Annotated in this window: 15 protein-coding genes, 2 pseudogenes and 1 riboswitch; of the genes and pseudogenes, 5 read left to right on the forward strand and 12 right to left on the reverse strand. The window is 32.5% G+C overall.

Translation table 11 applies throughout. The features are described 5' to 3' along the window. Positions 1-487 precede the first annotated feature (487 nt). From MY490_RS14190 to MY490_RS14220, 7 genes and pseudogenes are all read right to left on the reverse strand, one after another. Positions 488-742: pseudogene (locus MY490_RS14190) on the reverse strand (CPCC family cysteine-rich protein); the annotation flags it as partial. Between the two features lie 194 nt (positions 743-936). Then, entirely contained in the window at positions 937-2019 is a 1083-nt protein-coding gene (gene hisC, locus MY490_RS14195; RefSeq protein ID WP_248266310.1) for a histidinol-phosphate transaminase, read from the reverse strand. Positions 2020-2193: 174 nt separating this feature from the next. Then, complete coding sequence (locus MY490_RS14200; protein WP_248266311.1) at positions 2194-3345, reverse strand: homogentisate 1,2-dioxygenase; 1152 nt, start codon at positions 3343-3345, stop codon at positions 2194-2196. Between the two features lie 10 nt (positions 3346-3355). Continuing rightward, positions 3356-4252, reverse strand: a complete 897-nt coding sequence (locus MY490_RS14205) for a fumarylacetoacetate hydrolase family protein (protein WP_248266312.1) — start codon at positions 4250-4252, stop codon at positions 3356-3358. Between the two features lie 4 nt (positions 4253-4256). After that, the gene (locus MY490_RS14210) at positions 4257-4868 is read right to left on the reverse strand and encodes a flavin reductase family protein (protein WP_248266313.1); all 612 of its coding nucleotides are present in this window, start codon (positions 4866-4868) and stop codon (positions 4257-4259) included. A 12-nt stretch (positions 4869-4880) separates the two neighbouring features. Then, positions 4881-5996: a 4-hydroxyphenylpyruvate dioxygenase gene (gene hppD, locus MY490_RS14215; RefSeq protein ID WP_069034473.1), complete on the reverse strand. Its 1116-nt coding sequence runs from the start codon at positions 5994-5996 to the stop codon at positions 4881-4883. 333 nt (positions 5997-6329) lie between these two features. Next, entirely contained in the window at positions 6330-6650 is a 321-nt protein-coding gene (locus tag MY490_RS14220) for a winged helix-turn-helix transcriptional regulator (RefSeq protein WP_248266314.1), read from the reverse strand. Positions 6651-6985: 335 nt separating this feature from the next. On the opposite strand from MY490_RS14220, the gene MY490_RS14225 reads away from it, so the two are divergent. Continuing rightward, a complete protein-coding gene (locus MY490_RS14225) occupies positions 6986-7522 on the forward strand; it encodes a flavodoxin family protein (RefSeq protein WP_248266315.1) in 537 nt (178 codons plus the stop codon). A 23-nt stretch (positions 7523-7545) separates the two neighbouring features. Then, positions 7546-8703: an iron-containing alcohol dehydrogenase gene (locus MY490_RS14230; RefSeq protein ID WP_248266316.1), complete on the forward strand. Its 1158-nt coding sequence runs from the start codon at positions 7546-7548 to the stop codon at positions 8701-8703. A 380-nt stretch (positions 8704-9083) separates the two neighbouring features. Here the strand turns inward: MY490_RS14230 and MY490_RS14235 are convergent, their stop codons facing one another. Then, a complete protein-coding gene (locus tag MY490_RS14235) occupies positions 9084-10037 on the reverse strand; it encodes a carbohydrate kinase family protein (protein ID WP_248266317.1) in 954 nt (317 codons plus the stop codon). 182 nt (positions 10038-10219) lie between these two features. Continuing rightward, a riboswitch (PreQ1 riboswitch) is annotated at positions 10220-10264 on the forward strand. Positions 10265-10269: 5 nt separating this feature from the next. On the opposite strand from MY490_RS14235, the gene MY490_RS14240 reads away from it, so the two are divergent. Then, a complete protein-coding gene (locus MY490_RS14240) occupies positions 10270-10755 on the forward strand; it encodes a QueT transporter family protein (protein WP_248266318.1) in 486 nt (161 codons plus the stop codon). A 48-nt stretch (positions 10756-10803) separates the two neighbouring features. Here the strand turns inward: MY490_RS14240 and MY490_RS14245 are convergent, their stop codons facing one another. Further along, complete coding sequence (locus MY490_RS14245) at positions 10804-11181, reverse strand: VOC family protein (RefSeq protein ID WP_248266319.1); 378 nt, start codon at positions 11179-11181, stop codon at positions 10804-10806. A 183-nt stretch (positions 11182-11364) separates the two neighbouring features. Between MY490_RS14245 and MY490_RS14250 the strand changes: the two genes are divergently transcribed. After that, on the forward strand, positions 11365-12030 hold the full coding sequence (locus MY490_RS14250; RefSeq protein ID WP_248266320.1) for an O-methyltransferase: 666 nt from the start codon (positions 11365-11367) through the stop codon (positions 12028-12030). A 231-nt stretch (positions 12031-12261) separates the two neighbouring features. Here the strand turns inward: MY490_RS14250 and MY490_RS14255 are convergent. Beyond that, a pseudogene (locus MY490_RS14255) lies at positions 12262-12413 on the reverse strand (phage tail protein); the annotation flags it as partial. A gap of 1 nt (position 12414) precedes the next feature. Further along, positions 12415-12894 carry a GyrI-like domain-containing protein gene (locus tag MY490_RS14260; RefSeq protein WP_248266321.1) on the reverse strand — a complete coding sequence of 160 codons (480 nt, stop codon included), beginning with the start codon at positions 12892-12894 and terminating at the stop codon, positions 12415-12417. A gap of 108 nt (positions 12895-13002) precedes the next feature. On the opposite strand from MY490_RS14260, the gene MY490_RS14265 reads away from it, so the two are divergent. Beyond that, positions 13003-13965, forward strand: coding sequence for a helix-turn-helix transcriptional regulator (locus MY490_RS14265; RefSeq protein ID WP_248266322.1), 963 nt, complete (start codon positions 13003-13005; stop codon positions 13963-13965). A 320-nt stretch (positions 13966-14285) separates the two neighbouring features. Here the strand turns inward: MY490_RS14265 and mutL are convergent, their stop codons facing one another. Then, a complete protein-coding gene (gene mutL / locus MY490_RS14270; protein WP_248266323.1) occupies positions 14286-16229 on the reverse strand; it encodes a DNA mismatch repair endonuclease MutL in 1944 nt (647 codons plus the stop codon). Positions 16230-16289: the final 60 nt, after the last annotated feature.

Consider the following 16289-nt stretch of genomic DNA (forward strand, 5'->3'; position numbering starts at 1 on the left):
GGCTAACATTTAAATTGCTAATGAATAAACCCAAAAAGAGAAAAAAAGAGGTACGTATATATCGTTTCACTATTATTTACCACCTAAAAATATTCGTTTATTAGTACAAATAGAATATACAACAAAGATTAAAATACTTCCTGCTTATGGAAGTAAACTGCCATTTACTTGAATAAGAAAAAGCTACCGAAGCAGCTTAAAGGTTGTTCAACTATTGCATGCTTTAGTTGCATAACTAATCTTGATCTTCTACTCTGATATTTAACCGTTCTAACAATTTATTTACTACTTCTATCGCTTCTTCTCTTTGTTTATAGTCGGTAGTGCAAAACCTAATCATTTCTAAATCATTCTCTGTTTGTTTAACAATTTCTGTTATTTCTTTAGGGAGATCAATCCAAGATAAGTTATGTTCTAGGACTGCAATATCATAATTTCCCTCCATAAACTTTCTGCATGCTAATTTCAATTCATACAAATGATCTTCAATTGCTCTCCAATTAGGGTCTCTCTTATCTTGTAAATTAGGTTTTCTAATATTTTTAAGATAAATCTTTTCACAAGCACCATATTTAATATAATTTTTTTGTGCTTCTATTAGAGGAATTTTGTTCGCTCCTAAATCATATTCATTTTCTTTTTGAAATGGGTCATCTTCCCAGTAACAAATAGGACATATATCGTAGTTACCGTCACTATCCATCGTTTTATAACCACAACAGGGACAAGTGTACTTTTTCATTATTCACTCCTATTACTAATTATTTTATGTTCTTATTTTAACATTTCTTATTGAACTAAACTGCCATTTAGTTAAACAAGCTCATATTACATTCCTGTTTAGCGACTTTCAATAAAGCTTGTCTTCACCCCATATAGGTTATAGATAGATAATAAAAAAATCGTCATTTTTACAAATGACGATTTTCCAATTTATTAGATTGTAGAAGTATTTTTCGTTAATGCTGGCTTTAAATGTAGGATTAGTCCTTCATTTTCAGCAGTAGTTCCGATTGTAATTCGAATTCCATTAGGGAATGCACGGATAATGTATCCTTTTGATTCTAGATCTTTAAAGATTTCTTGGCTGTTTTCAAGTGGAACAAATATAAAGTTTGCTTGAGATGGGTAGTATTCAATTCCATAGCTGTTGAAAAACTCTTCGTATTGTTCCATGCCTTTTTTATTTTGTTCAACACAGTTTTTAATAAAGACTTGGTCTTCAAGTGCTGCTATAGCTGCTACTTGAGATAGCATTGAAGTGTTGAATGGTAATCTAGCGATATTTAATTCTTGAATTAATTTACTATTTGCGATTCCGTAACCGATTCGGAATGATGCTAGGCCGTATGCTTTTGAAAAAGTTCTTAAAACGATTAGATTTTCAAATTTATTTAGTAATGAGATTGTATCAGGGAAGTCTGAAGCTGATACATATTCAACGTAAGCTTCGTCAACAACTACAAAAGTAGTGCTTGGTACTTTTTCTAAAAACTCAACTAATTTGCGGCTTCCAATATATGTACCTGTTGGGTTATTTGGATTACAAATCCAAACAATTTTAGTATTCTCATCTACTTGTGCAAGCATAGAATCTAAATCGTGTACACCTTTAACTAAAGGAACAGGCCTAACTTCAGCACCTTCAATAACTGCGTGATGAGCATATTGTGAAAAAGTTTGAGATGCTTGTACAATATTATGTTCTTTCGTTAGCAACGCTCGACTAATCATCTGAATAACTTCGTCAGCACCACTTCCGAATATTAATTGATTTGGTTGTATATTTAGGAAATTTGCTAGTTTCTTACTAATTTCTTCTGTCGCTCCATCTGGATAAATCGCAAACTTACTTACTACATTACGTAGTTCTTCAAAAACTTTAGGAGAACATCCGAATGGATTTTCATTTGATGCAAGTTTTACTACTTTGTCTAGACCATATTCACGCATGACTACTTCACTTGGTTTTCCTGGTGTGTATGCTTGAAGAGTCAAAATTTGTGGTTTCACGTACATGCTTATTTCTCCTTTTATTCAAAGTTTTGTATAATGTTGTCAGTTTATCATATTATTAAGCTGTTAATCTAGTACTATTTTCAAGAATATTTCAAATTATCTAGTTCCATTATGCCTGTGTTATCTTTGACATAGCTTGTTTCAAATTCAAATAAAAAGTAGAATCAAAAGACTCTACTTTTCAATCCAACTACCCATATAAGCCGGATCTTCATATTGATGTGCTTCTTTTAATACGTAAAGTGGTCTAAATGTATCAATCATAACTGCTAGTTCTAATGTTTCTTTCTTTCCAATACTACCTTCAGTTTTACCTGGATGTGGTCCATGTGGAATACCTGATGGATGTAATGTAATTGACTCTTGTTCAATTCCTTTTCTACTCATAAAGTTTCCTTCTACATAGTAAAGGACTTCATCACTGTTTACATTACTGTGTACATAAGGTGCCGGAATTGCTTCAGGATGGTAATCATACATCCTTGGTACAAATGAGCACACTACAAAATTATGTCCTTCGAATGTTTGATGTACTGGTGGTGGCTGATGAATTCTGCCTGTAATCGGTTCGAAATCTTCAATATTAAATGCCCATGGATATAAATACCCATCCCAACCTACTACATCAAATGGATGATGTGTTAAGACATGTTTATAAAGGTTTCCTCTTGCTCGAGTTAAAACAGTAAATTCACCTTTTTCATCATATGTCTCTAAGGTTTCTGGTCCTCTAAAATCACGTTCGCAAAATGGGCTATGCTCAAGCATTTGGCCATACTCATTGCGATAACGTCTTGGCGTTGTTAATTGGCTATTTGACTCAACAATTAAAAACTTCGTATCATCATTTGGAACTACTTTGTAAATTGTTCCAATAGGGATCATGATATAATCCCCTTTACGGTAAGTAATTGTTCCAAACATTGTTTGGATTTCACCTGAACCGTAATGGACGAAGAACATTTCATCTCCTTCACCATTTCGATAAAAATGCTTGCTTTCTTCCGTTACGTTTGCAACTGCAATTAACAGATCAGAATTACCTAAAACGTATACTCTTCCTTCTAAAGCATCACCTGTACGCTCTAAATTGTTTGTACGAATATGGCGGTGTTGCAGTGATGTCTGTTCTTCAAATTCGATTTGAAGTGATTTATAAAATGATGTTTCACTAACTGATGTAGGCATATGGTTATGATATAAAATAGATTGAGTACCTGAAAATCCTTTTGTACCCATTACTTGCTCTCTGTATAATGATCCATCTTCTTTACGAAATTGAATATGTCTTTTCTTAGGAATCTTACCTAGACTACGATAATACACACGCTTCCCCTCACTTTCTTACAGTATTTCGTAATGTACCTAAACCTGTAATGCTTAACTCAACGACGTCTCCATCTTCTAACCAACGATGTTTTTCTTCACCAAGCTCTAAAATACAACCTGTTCCAACAGTTCCGGAACCAATTACATCACCTGGATAAAGTGTTACATTTTTTGAAGCATGAGAAATTAATTCTGGAACGGAATAATAAATTGAAGAAAAGTTGCCACTAGAAATGACTTTTCCATTAACTGCAGCTGTCATCTTCAAATCATAACTTTTACCTGTTCTAAATTTTTCAATTTCATCTTTCGTTACAATACAAGGTCCTAAAGAAGTAGCAAAATCCTTACCTTTTGATGGACCTAAGCCAACCTTTACTTCATGTGCTTGAATATCTCTAGCACTCCAGTCATTCAAAATTGTATAGCCAAGAATATAATTATCGGCTTCTTCTACTGGAATATCTTTACCTTCTTTACCAATAATACAAGCGATTTCTAATTCAAAATCCATCTTTTTGCAATTAGTTGGAATGCTGACATGATCTTCAGGTCCAATAACCGCTCGATGATTCGTAAAATAGAAAACCGGTACGTCATACCACTCAGGTATCATCTCTAGACCTCTTCTGCCGCGAGCAGTTTTCACATGCTCCTCAAAGGCATAAAAGTCACGAATACTTTGTGGTTTTGGTAATGGTGCTCGCAATTGAACGGAAGAAAGTGGAATACCTTCTCCTGTTATTTCTGCTATTTCATTTTTATATAAATCATAGTTTTCTAGAATCGTTAGTAAATCCGCTGGAATTTGGCCATTACTAGCTTTGTTAAGATCGATTATTTGATCTTCGACTAATAATCCTGCACGCTCATTACCATCATATTGAAAAGTTATAAATTTCATACCTTCACCTTTTTCTTTCAATTGCAAAAGTATCAGAAATAGCACGAGTGTAAGAATGACCAGCAAGACGGCCAACAGGATTTAGCTTTTCAGTATTGATTTTGCCATCAGCATATAATTCATCATTTATATGAACATTAACGACTTTACCAATTACTAAACTACCAGCACCTTTGTTCTCACCAAAATGTAGTAGCTCATGAAGCTCACATTCTAGTCCTACTAAACTTTCTTTTACTCGAGGAACTTGCACAGTTGTCCCATCCACTTTTGTTAGGCCAACTTGTTCAAATTCATCTACACCATATGGAAAATCTGCAGCAGCATTATTAACTTGTTCGCAAATTTCTTCACTTACTATATTAATAATAAATCGTTTCGTTTGTTCAATATTTTTTAATGTGTCTTTTTTCTCGCCGTCTGTACCTCTAATCATTGGTGCAAAGCACACTAACATCGGGTCAGCACAAATTGCTGTAAAGAAACTAAAAGGTGCAACATTCGCTACACCTTCTAAGTTTACAGTTGAAACAAAAGCAATCGGACGAGGCAACACTGAACCAATTAACAACTTATAAGCATCTTGCCATGGTAAAGTATCCGGTCTAATTTCCATTGTTACAACTCCTTATAGATTTCCTCGAAGTTCTTGCTCACGCTCGATTGATTCGAATAATGCTTTAAAGTTACCATCACCGAATCCTCTAGCACCTTTACGTTGAATAATTTCAATAAATAAAGTTGGACGGTCAACGATTGGACGAGTGAAAATTTGTAATAAATACCCCTCATCATCACGGTCAACTAAAATCTTTAATTCTCTTAATTTCTCAATATCTTCATCAATTTTTCCAACGCGCTCTGTTAACATATCATAGTACGTATCTGGTGTTTTTAAGAATTCTACACCTAAAGCTCTTAGCTTAGTAACTGTATCAACAATATCTTCAGTTAATAAAGCAATATGTTGTACGCCTGGTCCATTGTTATAGTCTAAGTACTCTTGGATTTGTGATTTCTTTTTACCTTCAGCTGGTTCATTAATTGGGAATTTAATTCTGCTTCCATTTGTCATAACTTTTGACATTAATGCAGAATACTCCGTACTAATATCGTCATCATCAAAATGGATCATTGATTGGAATCCCATTACATTTTCATAATAAGAAACCCATTCTTCCATTCTTTCAACGTTACCAACTACATGGTCTAATGCGATTAGTCCTGTTTCATTTACAGGAATTGTGAAAGCACGATCTTTATATCCTGGTAAGAAAGGACCATTGTAATCGCCCTTTTCGATTAATGTGTGAATTGTATCACCATAAGTTCCGATTACAGCTTTTTTAACTGTTCCGTACTCATCGCTAACTTCAGTTGGAGGTAATATTTTAATCGCTCCACGGCTTACTGCACCTTGATACGCTGCTTCGATATCATCTACTAATAAAGCGATATCTTTAACACCATCGCCATGTTTTTTAATGAAGTCAGCAATTTTAGAATCTTCTTTTAAAGTTCCAGTAATAACTAGACGGATTGTACCATTTTTTAATACGTAAGAAACTTTATCACGTACTTTTGTTTCTAAACCAGAGTATGCTACTGGTGTAAATCCAAAAGTGTTTGCGAAGAAATAAGCTGTTTGTTTCGCGTTCCCTACATATAGTTCTAAATGATGCACATCTGATACTGGAAAAACATCATAGCTAGTATTTGTTTGTTTTAATTCATCTTGTTTCATTTCAATTTCCCCCTATAAATTACGATTTTTGTAAAGAAAAGAAAAAACTATGTTGAGCGCTAAGTAAACGCTTACAAAACAAATAAACCGCATAAAAAAAATTCTTATCAAGGATGACTATTCGCCAAGAATACCATTTAGAAATATATGGGAAATTCCCTAACGAACACACAACCTTTACTACTATATTAATGTAATGATCGTTTTATGAATCGATTTTACATTTATATAGTAGTCTCTAATATAAATATTTCTACATTTCTTTTTAAATTCCTTCAAAAAATTTTCAATTAAATAAATTTTTTGTCGTTTCCTAATTTTTTAACGATAGTATTAGTTCGTTTTGCTTTTCTTTATATGATTTCCGCCCCAAGTACATAAGAGATCCAATATTGGTTTCATAGATTTACCGTAATCATTTAATTCATATTCCACTTTTGGTGGAATTTGATCATAAGCAATACGATTAATTAGTCCATCCGCTTCTAATTCTCTTAATTGCTGTGTTAACATTTTTTGAGTTATTTTAGGCATCAGTTTTCTAAGCTCATTTGTTCTTTTTTTACCATTTTCTAAATGGCAAAGTATAATACATTTCCACTTACCACCTATTACCTCAATCGCTGCTTCAATCGGCATATTATATTCTTTCATAAATCCTCCATCATTGCTAATTGCTAATTAATTAAAAATAAAGTTATTTTACTCAACTTTTTTAGTACAAACGAAAACTTCAAAATCTATATATATTGTGGATATTATCACTATTTTCCTATCAATGAATTTGCAGTCAACAGTAAAGGTTCATAAAATATAGCATACAAATAATTAATAGTTCAATTATTTATTCGATAAAAAAGAACAAACTTAGTTCTATAGACTTAGATTACCAAAAAAGTTTTATAGGCACTTTTTAGTACGTACTTTATTTTAAGATCGTTATCATTCATAATTACAATCATAATTTATTTAAAAGGAGTGGAAACAATATGTTTATCATTCACGGTAGTTCTAGGGAAAACGGAAATACAGAGCAGCTAACAAACCTCATTACAAAAGATGTTGCCAAGACGGAAGTGCAATTGCGTCATAAAAATATTAAGGCGATTAATGATCAAAGACACGAGCCAAATGGCTTCCAACCAATTGATGATGATTACGAGGAAATTGTTAAAGAAATGCTCGAGCATGATACGATTATTTTTTCAACACCTTTATATTGGTATGGTATGAGTGGATACATGAAAAACTTTATTGATCGTTGGTCTCAAAGTCTTCGTAATAAAGATCTACAATTCGCTGAAAAAATGAAAAACAAAAAAATGTATGTCGTAATTGTTGGTGGCGATCAGCCAAAAATTAAAGCTCTACCATTAATTTTGCAATTTAAACATATTTTCGAATTTGTTGGAGCAACACTTGAAGGATATATTATTGGAACCGGAAATTCACCTGGAGCAATATTGGAAGATCAATTAGCCATTCAACAAGCTGAATCGCTAAACACAACACTAAAAAATAAGTAAGTACAACTAGAAGGAGCAGTACCTTGATTCCATTTTTACAACATAACCCAACTAAATTATGGTTTGGGAAAAATCAAATTGAACAATTAGCAAATGAAGTACAAGAATATCATCGTATACTTGTCGTATATGGTGGCGGCAGTATTAAACAAAATGGCGTATATGATGACGTAATGAGTCAGTTAAGTGGTAAAACGATTTTTGAACTTTCTGGGGTTGAACCAAATCCGAGACTAACGACGGTACAAAAAGGAATTCAAATTTGTAGAGATAATAAAATTGATTTTATTTTAGCTGTAGGCGGTGGCAGTGTAATCGATTGTGTTAAAGCAATCGCAATTGGCGTTCCATTCGAAGGAGATGTGTGGGATCTTATTACTAGAAAATCCCAACCAACTGCTGCAACTCCTTTTGGTACTGTTTTAACTTTAGCTGCAACCGGATCAGAAATGAACTGTACATCAGTCATATCTAATATGGAAGTAAATGAAAAAAGAGGATGGAGTCATCCATTGGTTTTTCCTAAATTTTCAATTTTAGACCCTTCTTATACATTCTCGGTACCAATCGATCAAACAATCTATGGAATTGTTGACATTATGTCACATGCATTAGAGCAATACTTCCACCGTGTTAGCAATACACCTATGATTGATCGCTTTATCGAAAGTTTATTAATTACTGTAATCGAAGCTGGAGAAAAGCTAGTTAAGGATTTAGAAAACTATGAATTACGTGAAACAATTATGTACGCTGGAACAACAGCATTTAATGATACGTTATTAAATGGTACAGATGGCGGCGACTGGGCATCACATCAAATTGAACATGCAGTATCTGCTATTTACGATATTCCACACGGCGGTGGATTAGCGATCATATTCCCTAACTGGTTAAGTCACTGCTTAGACTATGATCCAAGCAGAATTAAAATGCTAGCAACAAATGTTTTTGGAATTTCCGAAGAAGGAAAAACAACAAAGCAAGTTGCAGAAGAAGGGATCCAAGCACTAAGAAGTTTTTGGAACTCAATCGGTGCACCAAACCGTTTAGCAGATTATCAAATTGACGACTCACGTTTAGATGAATTAGTAGAAAAATCCTTTGTAAAATCAGTAGTTGGTGGTTACAAAATTTTGGATAAAGAAAGTGCGAGAGATATTTTAGTTCGTTCTCTTTAATGATGGAAAGAACCTTGCATTAAGCGAGGTTCTTTTTTTTAGTATGTGTGTGAAAGTTTAACATTATTGTTCTTAACGAATACCTTTTGGTTCGATCTAATGAGTTTTTTGATTCATTTCTGCTGTTTTTATTTTTCAGAGGTTTATTGTTGGCTAATTTGAGGATATATTCGTTTTATTTGTAGTTTTGTAAATTTTATTTGCACCTATCCTTGATTTTATTGGCAACTTCATTGACCTTATTTGCACTCTCTAATTTACTTTGCACTAAGCTTTACTAATAGTATTTGCAATTCCAAATCTAGCTGCTACTTACCTGAATTTACTGGCAATTTTTCTAATCAAAACAAAAAAAAGAGAACCAAATAAAAGGTTCTCAACTAAAATTGCATTTCTACCCAATTAAGTTCATTAATATGGTGATCTACAACGTTACAACACATATTCGGGTTAATCGTATCGACATGTGAAATTGTAATAGAAGACATTGAAACCGAATATTTAACTGTATCAACTATGCTCATATTATTCATATAGCCATATCCAATCCCAGCAACTAATGCATCTCCTGCTCCTGTTACATTAACGACTGAAACACCATCGGCTTGGATAATACCTTCTTCTATTCCGTCATTATAATAGATTCCTTCTGCATCTAAACTAATGAAAACATTTGTCACGCCTAATTCTCTAAAATATCTACCTGCTTTTCGAACATCTTCTACAGAAGTAATTTCAAATCCACATAGTACTTCAGCTTCATGTCGATTTGGTTTAATCGTATGAAAATATTCAATATAGTCTCTTATTTTTGAAGCTTTTGAAGCAGAAACTGGATCTAAAATAAATTTTGTTTCATTATGGAAATTGGATAATAAATAAGCTAAAATCCCTGGATTATCCGCGTCAACCACCATATATTCAGCATTTCGAATAACTTCTGCTTTGGAGTCTATAAACTCTTTTGTAAAATTGTTTGTGATATCTAAATCTACTACTGCAGAGACCATTTCTCCGCTTTCATTTAAAATGGCTAAATATGTTGGGGTAGATTCACCTTTAATAATTAACGTGTCTTCCATATCTATGTTCAAATTTTTTGCGTGATTTAACATGTTGATGCCATTGATATCATCACCAATGACTGAAATAAACTTTGTATTTACGTTGATCTTTGCCATATTTTCTGCGATATTACGGCAAACACCACCAAACGATACTTTTACACTGCCTGGATTTGAATCATATGGACGATAATTTTTTTTCGTAAATCCGATAATATCACATATAGAAACACCAAATACCAAAATATATGGGTTAGAAGGAATTGTCATTTTGTCAGTCCTTTCACTTTAAACTGAAAGAAAATAAATTGTTTCGATTCACTAATTATACCAGTATAATATATTTTTTATAAAGTATTTTTTTGAACTTATTTTCATAATTAATTACATTATTATTATTGACTAAAATTATTTTTAAGTATAATATTTATTCTTACGTTTAAAAAATATATTTTTACGTGGTTCGAGAACCTCCCACGAAAAAAAACTAAGGAGAAACAAAATGAAGTTAAAGACCATTACTGTTAATGGAGTATTTGCTGCACTTTATATTGCCGTTACTTACTTTATTCAACCGTTCGGGTTTACGAATGTACAATTTCGTGTATCCGAAATATTTAACCACTTAGTTGTATTTAATAAAAAGTATATATATGGAGTAGTCTTAGGAGTTTTTTTAGCTAATTTTTTCTTTTCTCCAATAATGGCATATGATTTAGTCTTTGGTGTTGGCCAATCAATTATTTCTTTATTAATTACAATCGCAACGTCAAAATTTATAAAAGGTATTATACCGAGAATGATTGTTAACACGGTTGTCTTTACGATTACTATGTTTTTAATCGCAATCGAATTAAAATTAGCATTTCATTTACCTTTCCCAATGACTTATTTAACTACAGCCATTGGTGAATTTGTAGTGATGGTTGTTGGTATACCGATTATGTTCTATTTGAATAAACGAGTAAAATTCGAACATCTTATTTAAGTAAAAAAGAGTTGTTTCTCTAAAAGGAAACAACTCTTTTTTTATGTATTATTTGTCTTCTCTTAATAAATAATCATTACCATCTTGATCGTAGAAATTAAACATTGAACCGAATGGCATTTTCATCAGGTCATCAACTTTTACGCCATTTTGTTTCATTTTTTCATAAGCAGCTTCAATATCCGTTGTACTAAAAAGTACAGATGGATGAGCTATTTTTTCTGGTTTAAATTGTTGCATCGAAGTTTTTGAGTAAAGAACTAAAGTAGTAAATTCATTTTCGCTTGGACCTACTTCAATCCATTTAGCATCTGGCCCCATTGGCATTTCTAATTTTAGAACAAACCCCATTTTATTTATCCAAAAATCTTTTGCTTGCTCTTGATCTTCCACATAAACAGTAACTTTACCGATTTTATTAATCATATAAAAATCTCCTCTACTGGTTAATTTTACTACCAATCTATTTTAGCAAACAAAAATTTGTAAAACAAACCGTTTAAGTATGAATTTTCACTTCATGTGTATGACTTTTTTCCTGTAGAAAGCATTTTTATCAAACAATACCATATACTTTTTTGAAACAGTACAAAATAAGGGGGAATAATCTTGCCTAATAACGTAATTTGGAACGATGTTGATGAATATTTTATAGAAAAACTAATTCCCAATGATCCGATCTTAGAAAATGTATTACTTGCAAATAATCAAGCGGGCCTACCTGGTATAGATGTGTCTCCTACTCAAGGTAAATTACTTTATCTATTAGCAAAAATTAAATGCGCTAAAAACATTTTAGAAATTGGTACTTTAGGTGGATATAGTAGTATTTGGTTAGCACGTGCACTTCCTGAAGATGGCAAATTAACAACCTTAGAAATTAGCCATGAGCATGCAAAAGTTGCCAAACAAAATATCATAGAAGCAAAATTGCAAGAAAAAGTTGATATTATTATTGGAAAAGCGTTAGATACTTTACCAACTCTAAAAGAATCAAAGCCTTTATTCGATTTTATATTTATCGATGCCGATAAACCAAATAATCCTCACTATTTAAAATGGGCATTAAAATTAGCAAGTCCTGGCGCATTAATTATTGTAGATAATGTTGTTCGAAACGGAGAGGTAATTTATGAAACGAGTCAAGATGAAAGTGTAAAAGGTGTTCATGAGCTTATGGAGCTAATCACTACAGACTCTCGAATTGACACTACCGCTATTCAGACTGTTGGATTAAAAGGATATGATGGTTTTGTGATTGGTGTTGTTAAGTAATATCCAAAATTAACTTTTTTGATGTGGGTTTATTTAGCTCTAGGAAAGATATTTCGAGTCCTGCTCAGTACTAAATTTAATTGAATTGAGTGCTAAATAAGCAAAAAAGAAGTATGAACAATCAGTAACCGTCCATACTTCTTTACTATTTAATCGTAATAATTGCAGCTTACGGTTGTATACTGTACAGGAGAGTTAACTAATTTAATATTCTTCTTTAATTATAAAAAATTAGCCCCCAATTGTTCCAGTAAGTTTAGACTTTTGCTTTGCAAATTTAAACCTATCTATTAATTCCTTTAGTACTTTCATCCCTTCAGAAAGTTTCCCCCCACTGCTCGCATCTTTGAATCGTCAACTGGATAACTGACCACAACCTCAAGTTTATTTCTTCACAACAGGAATCCACATTTCTCCAAAGACTAAGCCGTTTCGATTTCCCATAATAACCGCTGCGTTTGGCCCACCAACATAGGCAAAATCCTTTACTTCTGGTAACACTTGACCAAAGGCGATGCCAGTTAGGGTATTACACAACTCATCAGCTGTATTCCCTTCTCCTTCTACAACTAGATATTCTCCTTTAGGGAATTGGATATCTCTAGACTCTTCAGGTACTGTTGCCTCTGTCATGACTCCAGCATAATGCATCATCTTATTGTTCACAGCTTCATTCACAGAAAAAATATAGTCATTTGTAGCTATGGCTTTTAAAGCGTTCAATCTACCATCTTCTTTAATAGCCACCCAAAAGTTTTCCTTTTCTTTGTTGATCCCTACATAATCTGTATAATCGCTTTTAAGTTCAATTCCAATACCTAAAACTCTAAAACTGTCTTTTTCTTCTAATTTATAATTTGTCATATTAAAAACCTTCCTTTTTTAAAATTATCAAGCGATTTATTTCATCAGCTGATATGTTTATAATAAACTTAAATCATGTCAAAAAATGATACTGTTTAGGAGATACCGATGAAAAAAGTTGAACGTATTAATATCATCATGCGATATATTAACAATCGTGCCAAGTTTACAATTTCTGAAGTCATGCAAGAATTTAACATCTCCCGTTCAACTGCTTTAAGAGATATTAAAGAAATTGAAGCGATGGGGATGCCTCTTGTCGCTGAAGTTGGAAGAGATGGGGGTTATTTTGTTTTGAACAACTCTGTCCTCCCAACAGTTCGCTTTACAGATAATGAAATAAAAGCGCTATTTATTGCATTTATGGCCACAAGAAATAAACAACTTCCTTATCTAAAAAGTCGTCAATCTTTAACAGAAAAATTACTTGGTCTTATCACTGAAAATCAACAAGATGAACTTGTTCATTTAAATCAGATATTGCTTTTTGAAGGGACTAATCCAAAAAATCCCGACTTACTTGATTTATCAGACTTACCTCATCCAATGTTAGAAAAACTAATCCAAGTCCTTTTAATGGATACTTGTTTATTGATTACGATCAAAGAAGAGTTTGAACCCATTTCTTACCCGATTTATCTTTTGCACCTATATCATGACAAAGGCTTTTGGCTAATTGAAGGTTTTGACTTGTTGGATGAAAAGAAAAAGATTTTCCCTGTTGATAATCTTATTGATGTCAAACCACACCATTCAAAAAAAAGATTAAGTAAAAAAAGAATTCTAGAAAAATTAAGCAAGCAAGAAGAAGAAATTAATCTTAAAGTTGAACTTGGTCCGGTCGCGATTGCTCAGTTCAAAAAGTACCATCCTTTAAAAGTCTCAATTTCCTATACAAATCCTTACCAATCCACAGCTATTCTAAGAACTTATTTAAATGTTAAAAATATTGGAGAATTAACCGAGTTTACAAATTGGCTTCTATATTTAGGTGAAGATATCAAGATAAGGAAAATTCCAGAAGAAGTCTTAGAAAATTTACAAAAAAGAATAAATTTATTCTGCCCCTAAGCAGAATATTTGAGGTAGGCAATACTATTAAGAATGCCCATTTTTTAACTTTTGTATCAAAATGCTTAAAAACAACGAACTACAAATAAAATCTGAAAATCGCAAATAAATTAAAAAATTACCTATACCAGTTTAAGTATTACGACTAAATTGAACTAAAAAACATATAAAACTCTGCTAAAATTTATAAAAAGAATGGACTTCATATGCGGAGAGCTTCAGAAATACCTCCCACTACCTTATTAAAATTAGTATAGTAAAAAAGTGCTGTAGTCCCATATTCAGTTAACCTGATTGATGGAACTACAGCACTTTAAAAATTACATAACACGCTTAAACATTTTCTCTAGCTCATATGAACTAAAATGGATAACGATTGGTCGACCGTGAGGACATGTGAATGGATTGCTTGATTTTCTCAACGATTCTAATAGATTAAAAATTTCATCGTTTGTTATATATTGATTTGCTTTTATTGACGCTTTACAGCTCATCATGATCGCTTTTTCTTCACGCAGTTTTTTTATATTAATTGTTCCGCGTTTTAATAGTTCTTGAATCATTTCATCAATTAATGTATCCTCTTGCCCTTCTGGAAACCAATTTGGATGTTCACGAATGACATAACTATTCGAACCGAACTTCTCGATAAATAGCCCGACTTCTTGTAGTTCATCATGGTATTGGTCTAATAAAATAGCTTGTTCTGGTGAAACATCAAATGTGATTGGAATTAATAAAGTTTGTAGTTCTGATGCAACTTCCCCTATTTTTTCCTTAAAATATTCATAGTAAATACGTTCCTGTGCGGCATGTTGATCAATTAAATATAATCCTTTTTCATTTTGAGCAATAATATATGTTCCGTGCATTTGCCCGATTGGATATAAAGGAGGTAGTTGGTCTATATTTTGCTCATCATATACTTCTTCGTTCACAATGACTGTTTCTTCTATATTTGATTGGTCGTCATCATTTACAAAAGTTGAAAATCCTACGTCTTTTTTGGATTCTTGTTTTTCAAAATAAAGACTTTCATAATCGGTTGGAGTTGATGAATCAATTTGAGTAAAGGAATCGTATTCAGTTGAATGTTCATCCTTTATTGTTTCATTAGTCTCATTGAAATAATTCGAATTAGTAGTAAAACGATCTTGAAGAGAGAATGGTAATTTCTTTTCTACGTCTTCTTTTATCGAAGAATGTTCAAACGAAAATGTAGATTGTTCACTAAATAGTTTTTCCTTTGGAACTGATGACTTTATTTCTGGAATTAGGGAACGACCTCTAAAAACTTTTTTTATACTTTCAGTAATTAATGTAAATAATTGATCCTCTTTACTAAAACGAACTTCTTGTTTTGTTGGATGAACATTTACATCGACTAATTGAGGGTCCATTTTAATAAATAACGAAACGATTGGAAAACGGCCAATTGGGAGCAAAGTATGATAGCCTTCGCTAATTGATTTGTTTACACCATAGTGTTTTACATATCTTCCATTTACATAAAGTGATAGATAGTTTCTAGTTGCTCGTGTATATTCTGGCATGGATAAATAGCCTTCAATTTGAAAGTCTAATGACTCGCCTTTAAAATGAACCATGTTTTTTGCAATTTGTAGTCCGTATAATGATGCAAGAATTTGTCTTGCGTCGCCATTTCCATTACTACGGAACATTAATTTATCATTATGTTTCAAATCAAAAGCGATTTGTGGATTTGCTAATGCCAATCGATACACAACGTCTGTCACATTACTTAATTCTGTTTGAACCGTTCTCATATATTTTAATCTAGCTGGTGTATTAAAAAATAAATTTGAAACTTCAATGCTTGTCCCTTTTGATTTAGCAATTTCTTTTTGAGATTGCAATACGCCACCTTTTAAAATTGTTTCAATTCCAGGTCCGTCTTCGGTTGATGTTTTTACTGTAACATAACTAACAGATGCAATACTCGGTAATGCTTCACCCCGGAAGCCTAATGTACGTATTCGAAACAAGTCATTTTCATCTTTTATTTTACTAGTTGCATGGCGCTCAAATGCTAGGATACTATCTTCTTTTGTCATCCCTTCACCATTATCACTTACAAAAATTCGTGAGAGTCCACCGTCGTTAATTTCGACTGTAATACGTGTACTAATTGCATCAATTGCATTCTCAAGTAATTCCTTTACAACTGATGCAGGACGTTCTACAACTTCACCTGCCGCTATTTGATTGGCTAAAATCTCATCTAACTTCTGTATTTTTGACATTAGTGAACCTCCTCTCTATATAAATGCACTAATCAATAAAAAAAGGTATAGTACATAAAC

The organism is Gottfriedia acidiceleris, assembly GCF_023115465.1.
In the GTDB taxonomy this organism is placed as follows: domain Bacteria; phylum Bacillota; class Bacilli; order Bacillales; family Bacillaceae_G; genus Gottfriedia; species Gottfriedia acidiceleris_B.

Excerpts from the sequence above, each read along its gene's own strand:
- hisC (WP_248266310.1), bottom strand. The coding sequence starts at position 2,019 with ATGTACGTGAAACCACAAATTTTGACTCTTCAAGCATACACACCAGGA.
- MY490_RS14205 (WP_248266312.1), bottom strand. The coding sequence starts at position 4,252 with ATGAAATTTATAACTTTTCAATATGATGGTAATGAGCGTGCAGGATTA.
- MY490_RS14210 (WP_248266313.1), bottom strand. The coding sequence starts at position 4,868 with ATGGAAATTAGACCGGATACTTTACCATGGCAAGATGCTTATAAGTTG.
- hppD (WP_069034473.1), bottom strand. The coding sequence starts at position 5,996 with ATGAAACAAGATGAATTAAAACAAACAAATACTAGCTATGATGTTTTT.
- MY490_RS14220 (WP_248266314.1), bottom strand. The coding sequence starts at position 6,650 with ATGAAAGAATATAATATGCCGATTGAAGCAGCGATTGAGGTAATAGGT.
- MY490_RS14225 (WP_248266315.1), top strand. The coding sequence starts at position 6,986 with ATGTTTATCATTCACGGTAGTTCTAGGGAAAACGGAAATACAGAGCAG.
- MY490_RS14235 (WP_248266317.1), bottom strand. The coding sequence starts at position 10,037 with ATGACAATTCCTTCTAACCCATATATTTTGGTATTTGGTGTTTCTATA.
- MY490_RS14240 (WP_248266318.1), top strand. The coding sequence starts at position 10,270 with ATGAAGTTAAAGACCATTACTGTTAATGGAGTATTTGCTGCACTTTAT.
- MY490_RS14245 (WP_248266319.1), bottom strand. The coding sequence starts at position 11,181 with ATGATTAATAAAATCGGTAAAGTTACTGTTTATGTGGAAGATCAAGAG.
- MY490_RS14260 (WP_248266321.1), bottom strand. The coding sequence starts at position 12,894 with ATGACAAATTATAAATTAGAAGAAAAAGACAGTTTTAGAGTTTTAGGT.
- MY490_RS14265 (WP_248266322.1), top strand. The coding sequence starts at position 13,003 with ATGAAAAAAGTTGAACGTATTAATATCATCATGCGATATATTAACAAT.
- mutL (WP_248266323.1), bottom strand. The coding sequence starts at position 16,229 with ATGTCAAAAATACAGAAGTTAGATGAGATTTTAGCCAATCAAATAGCG.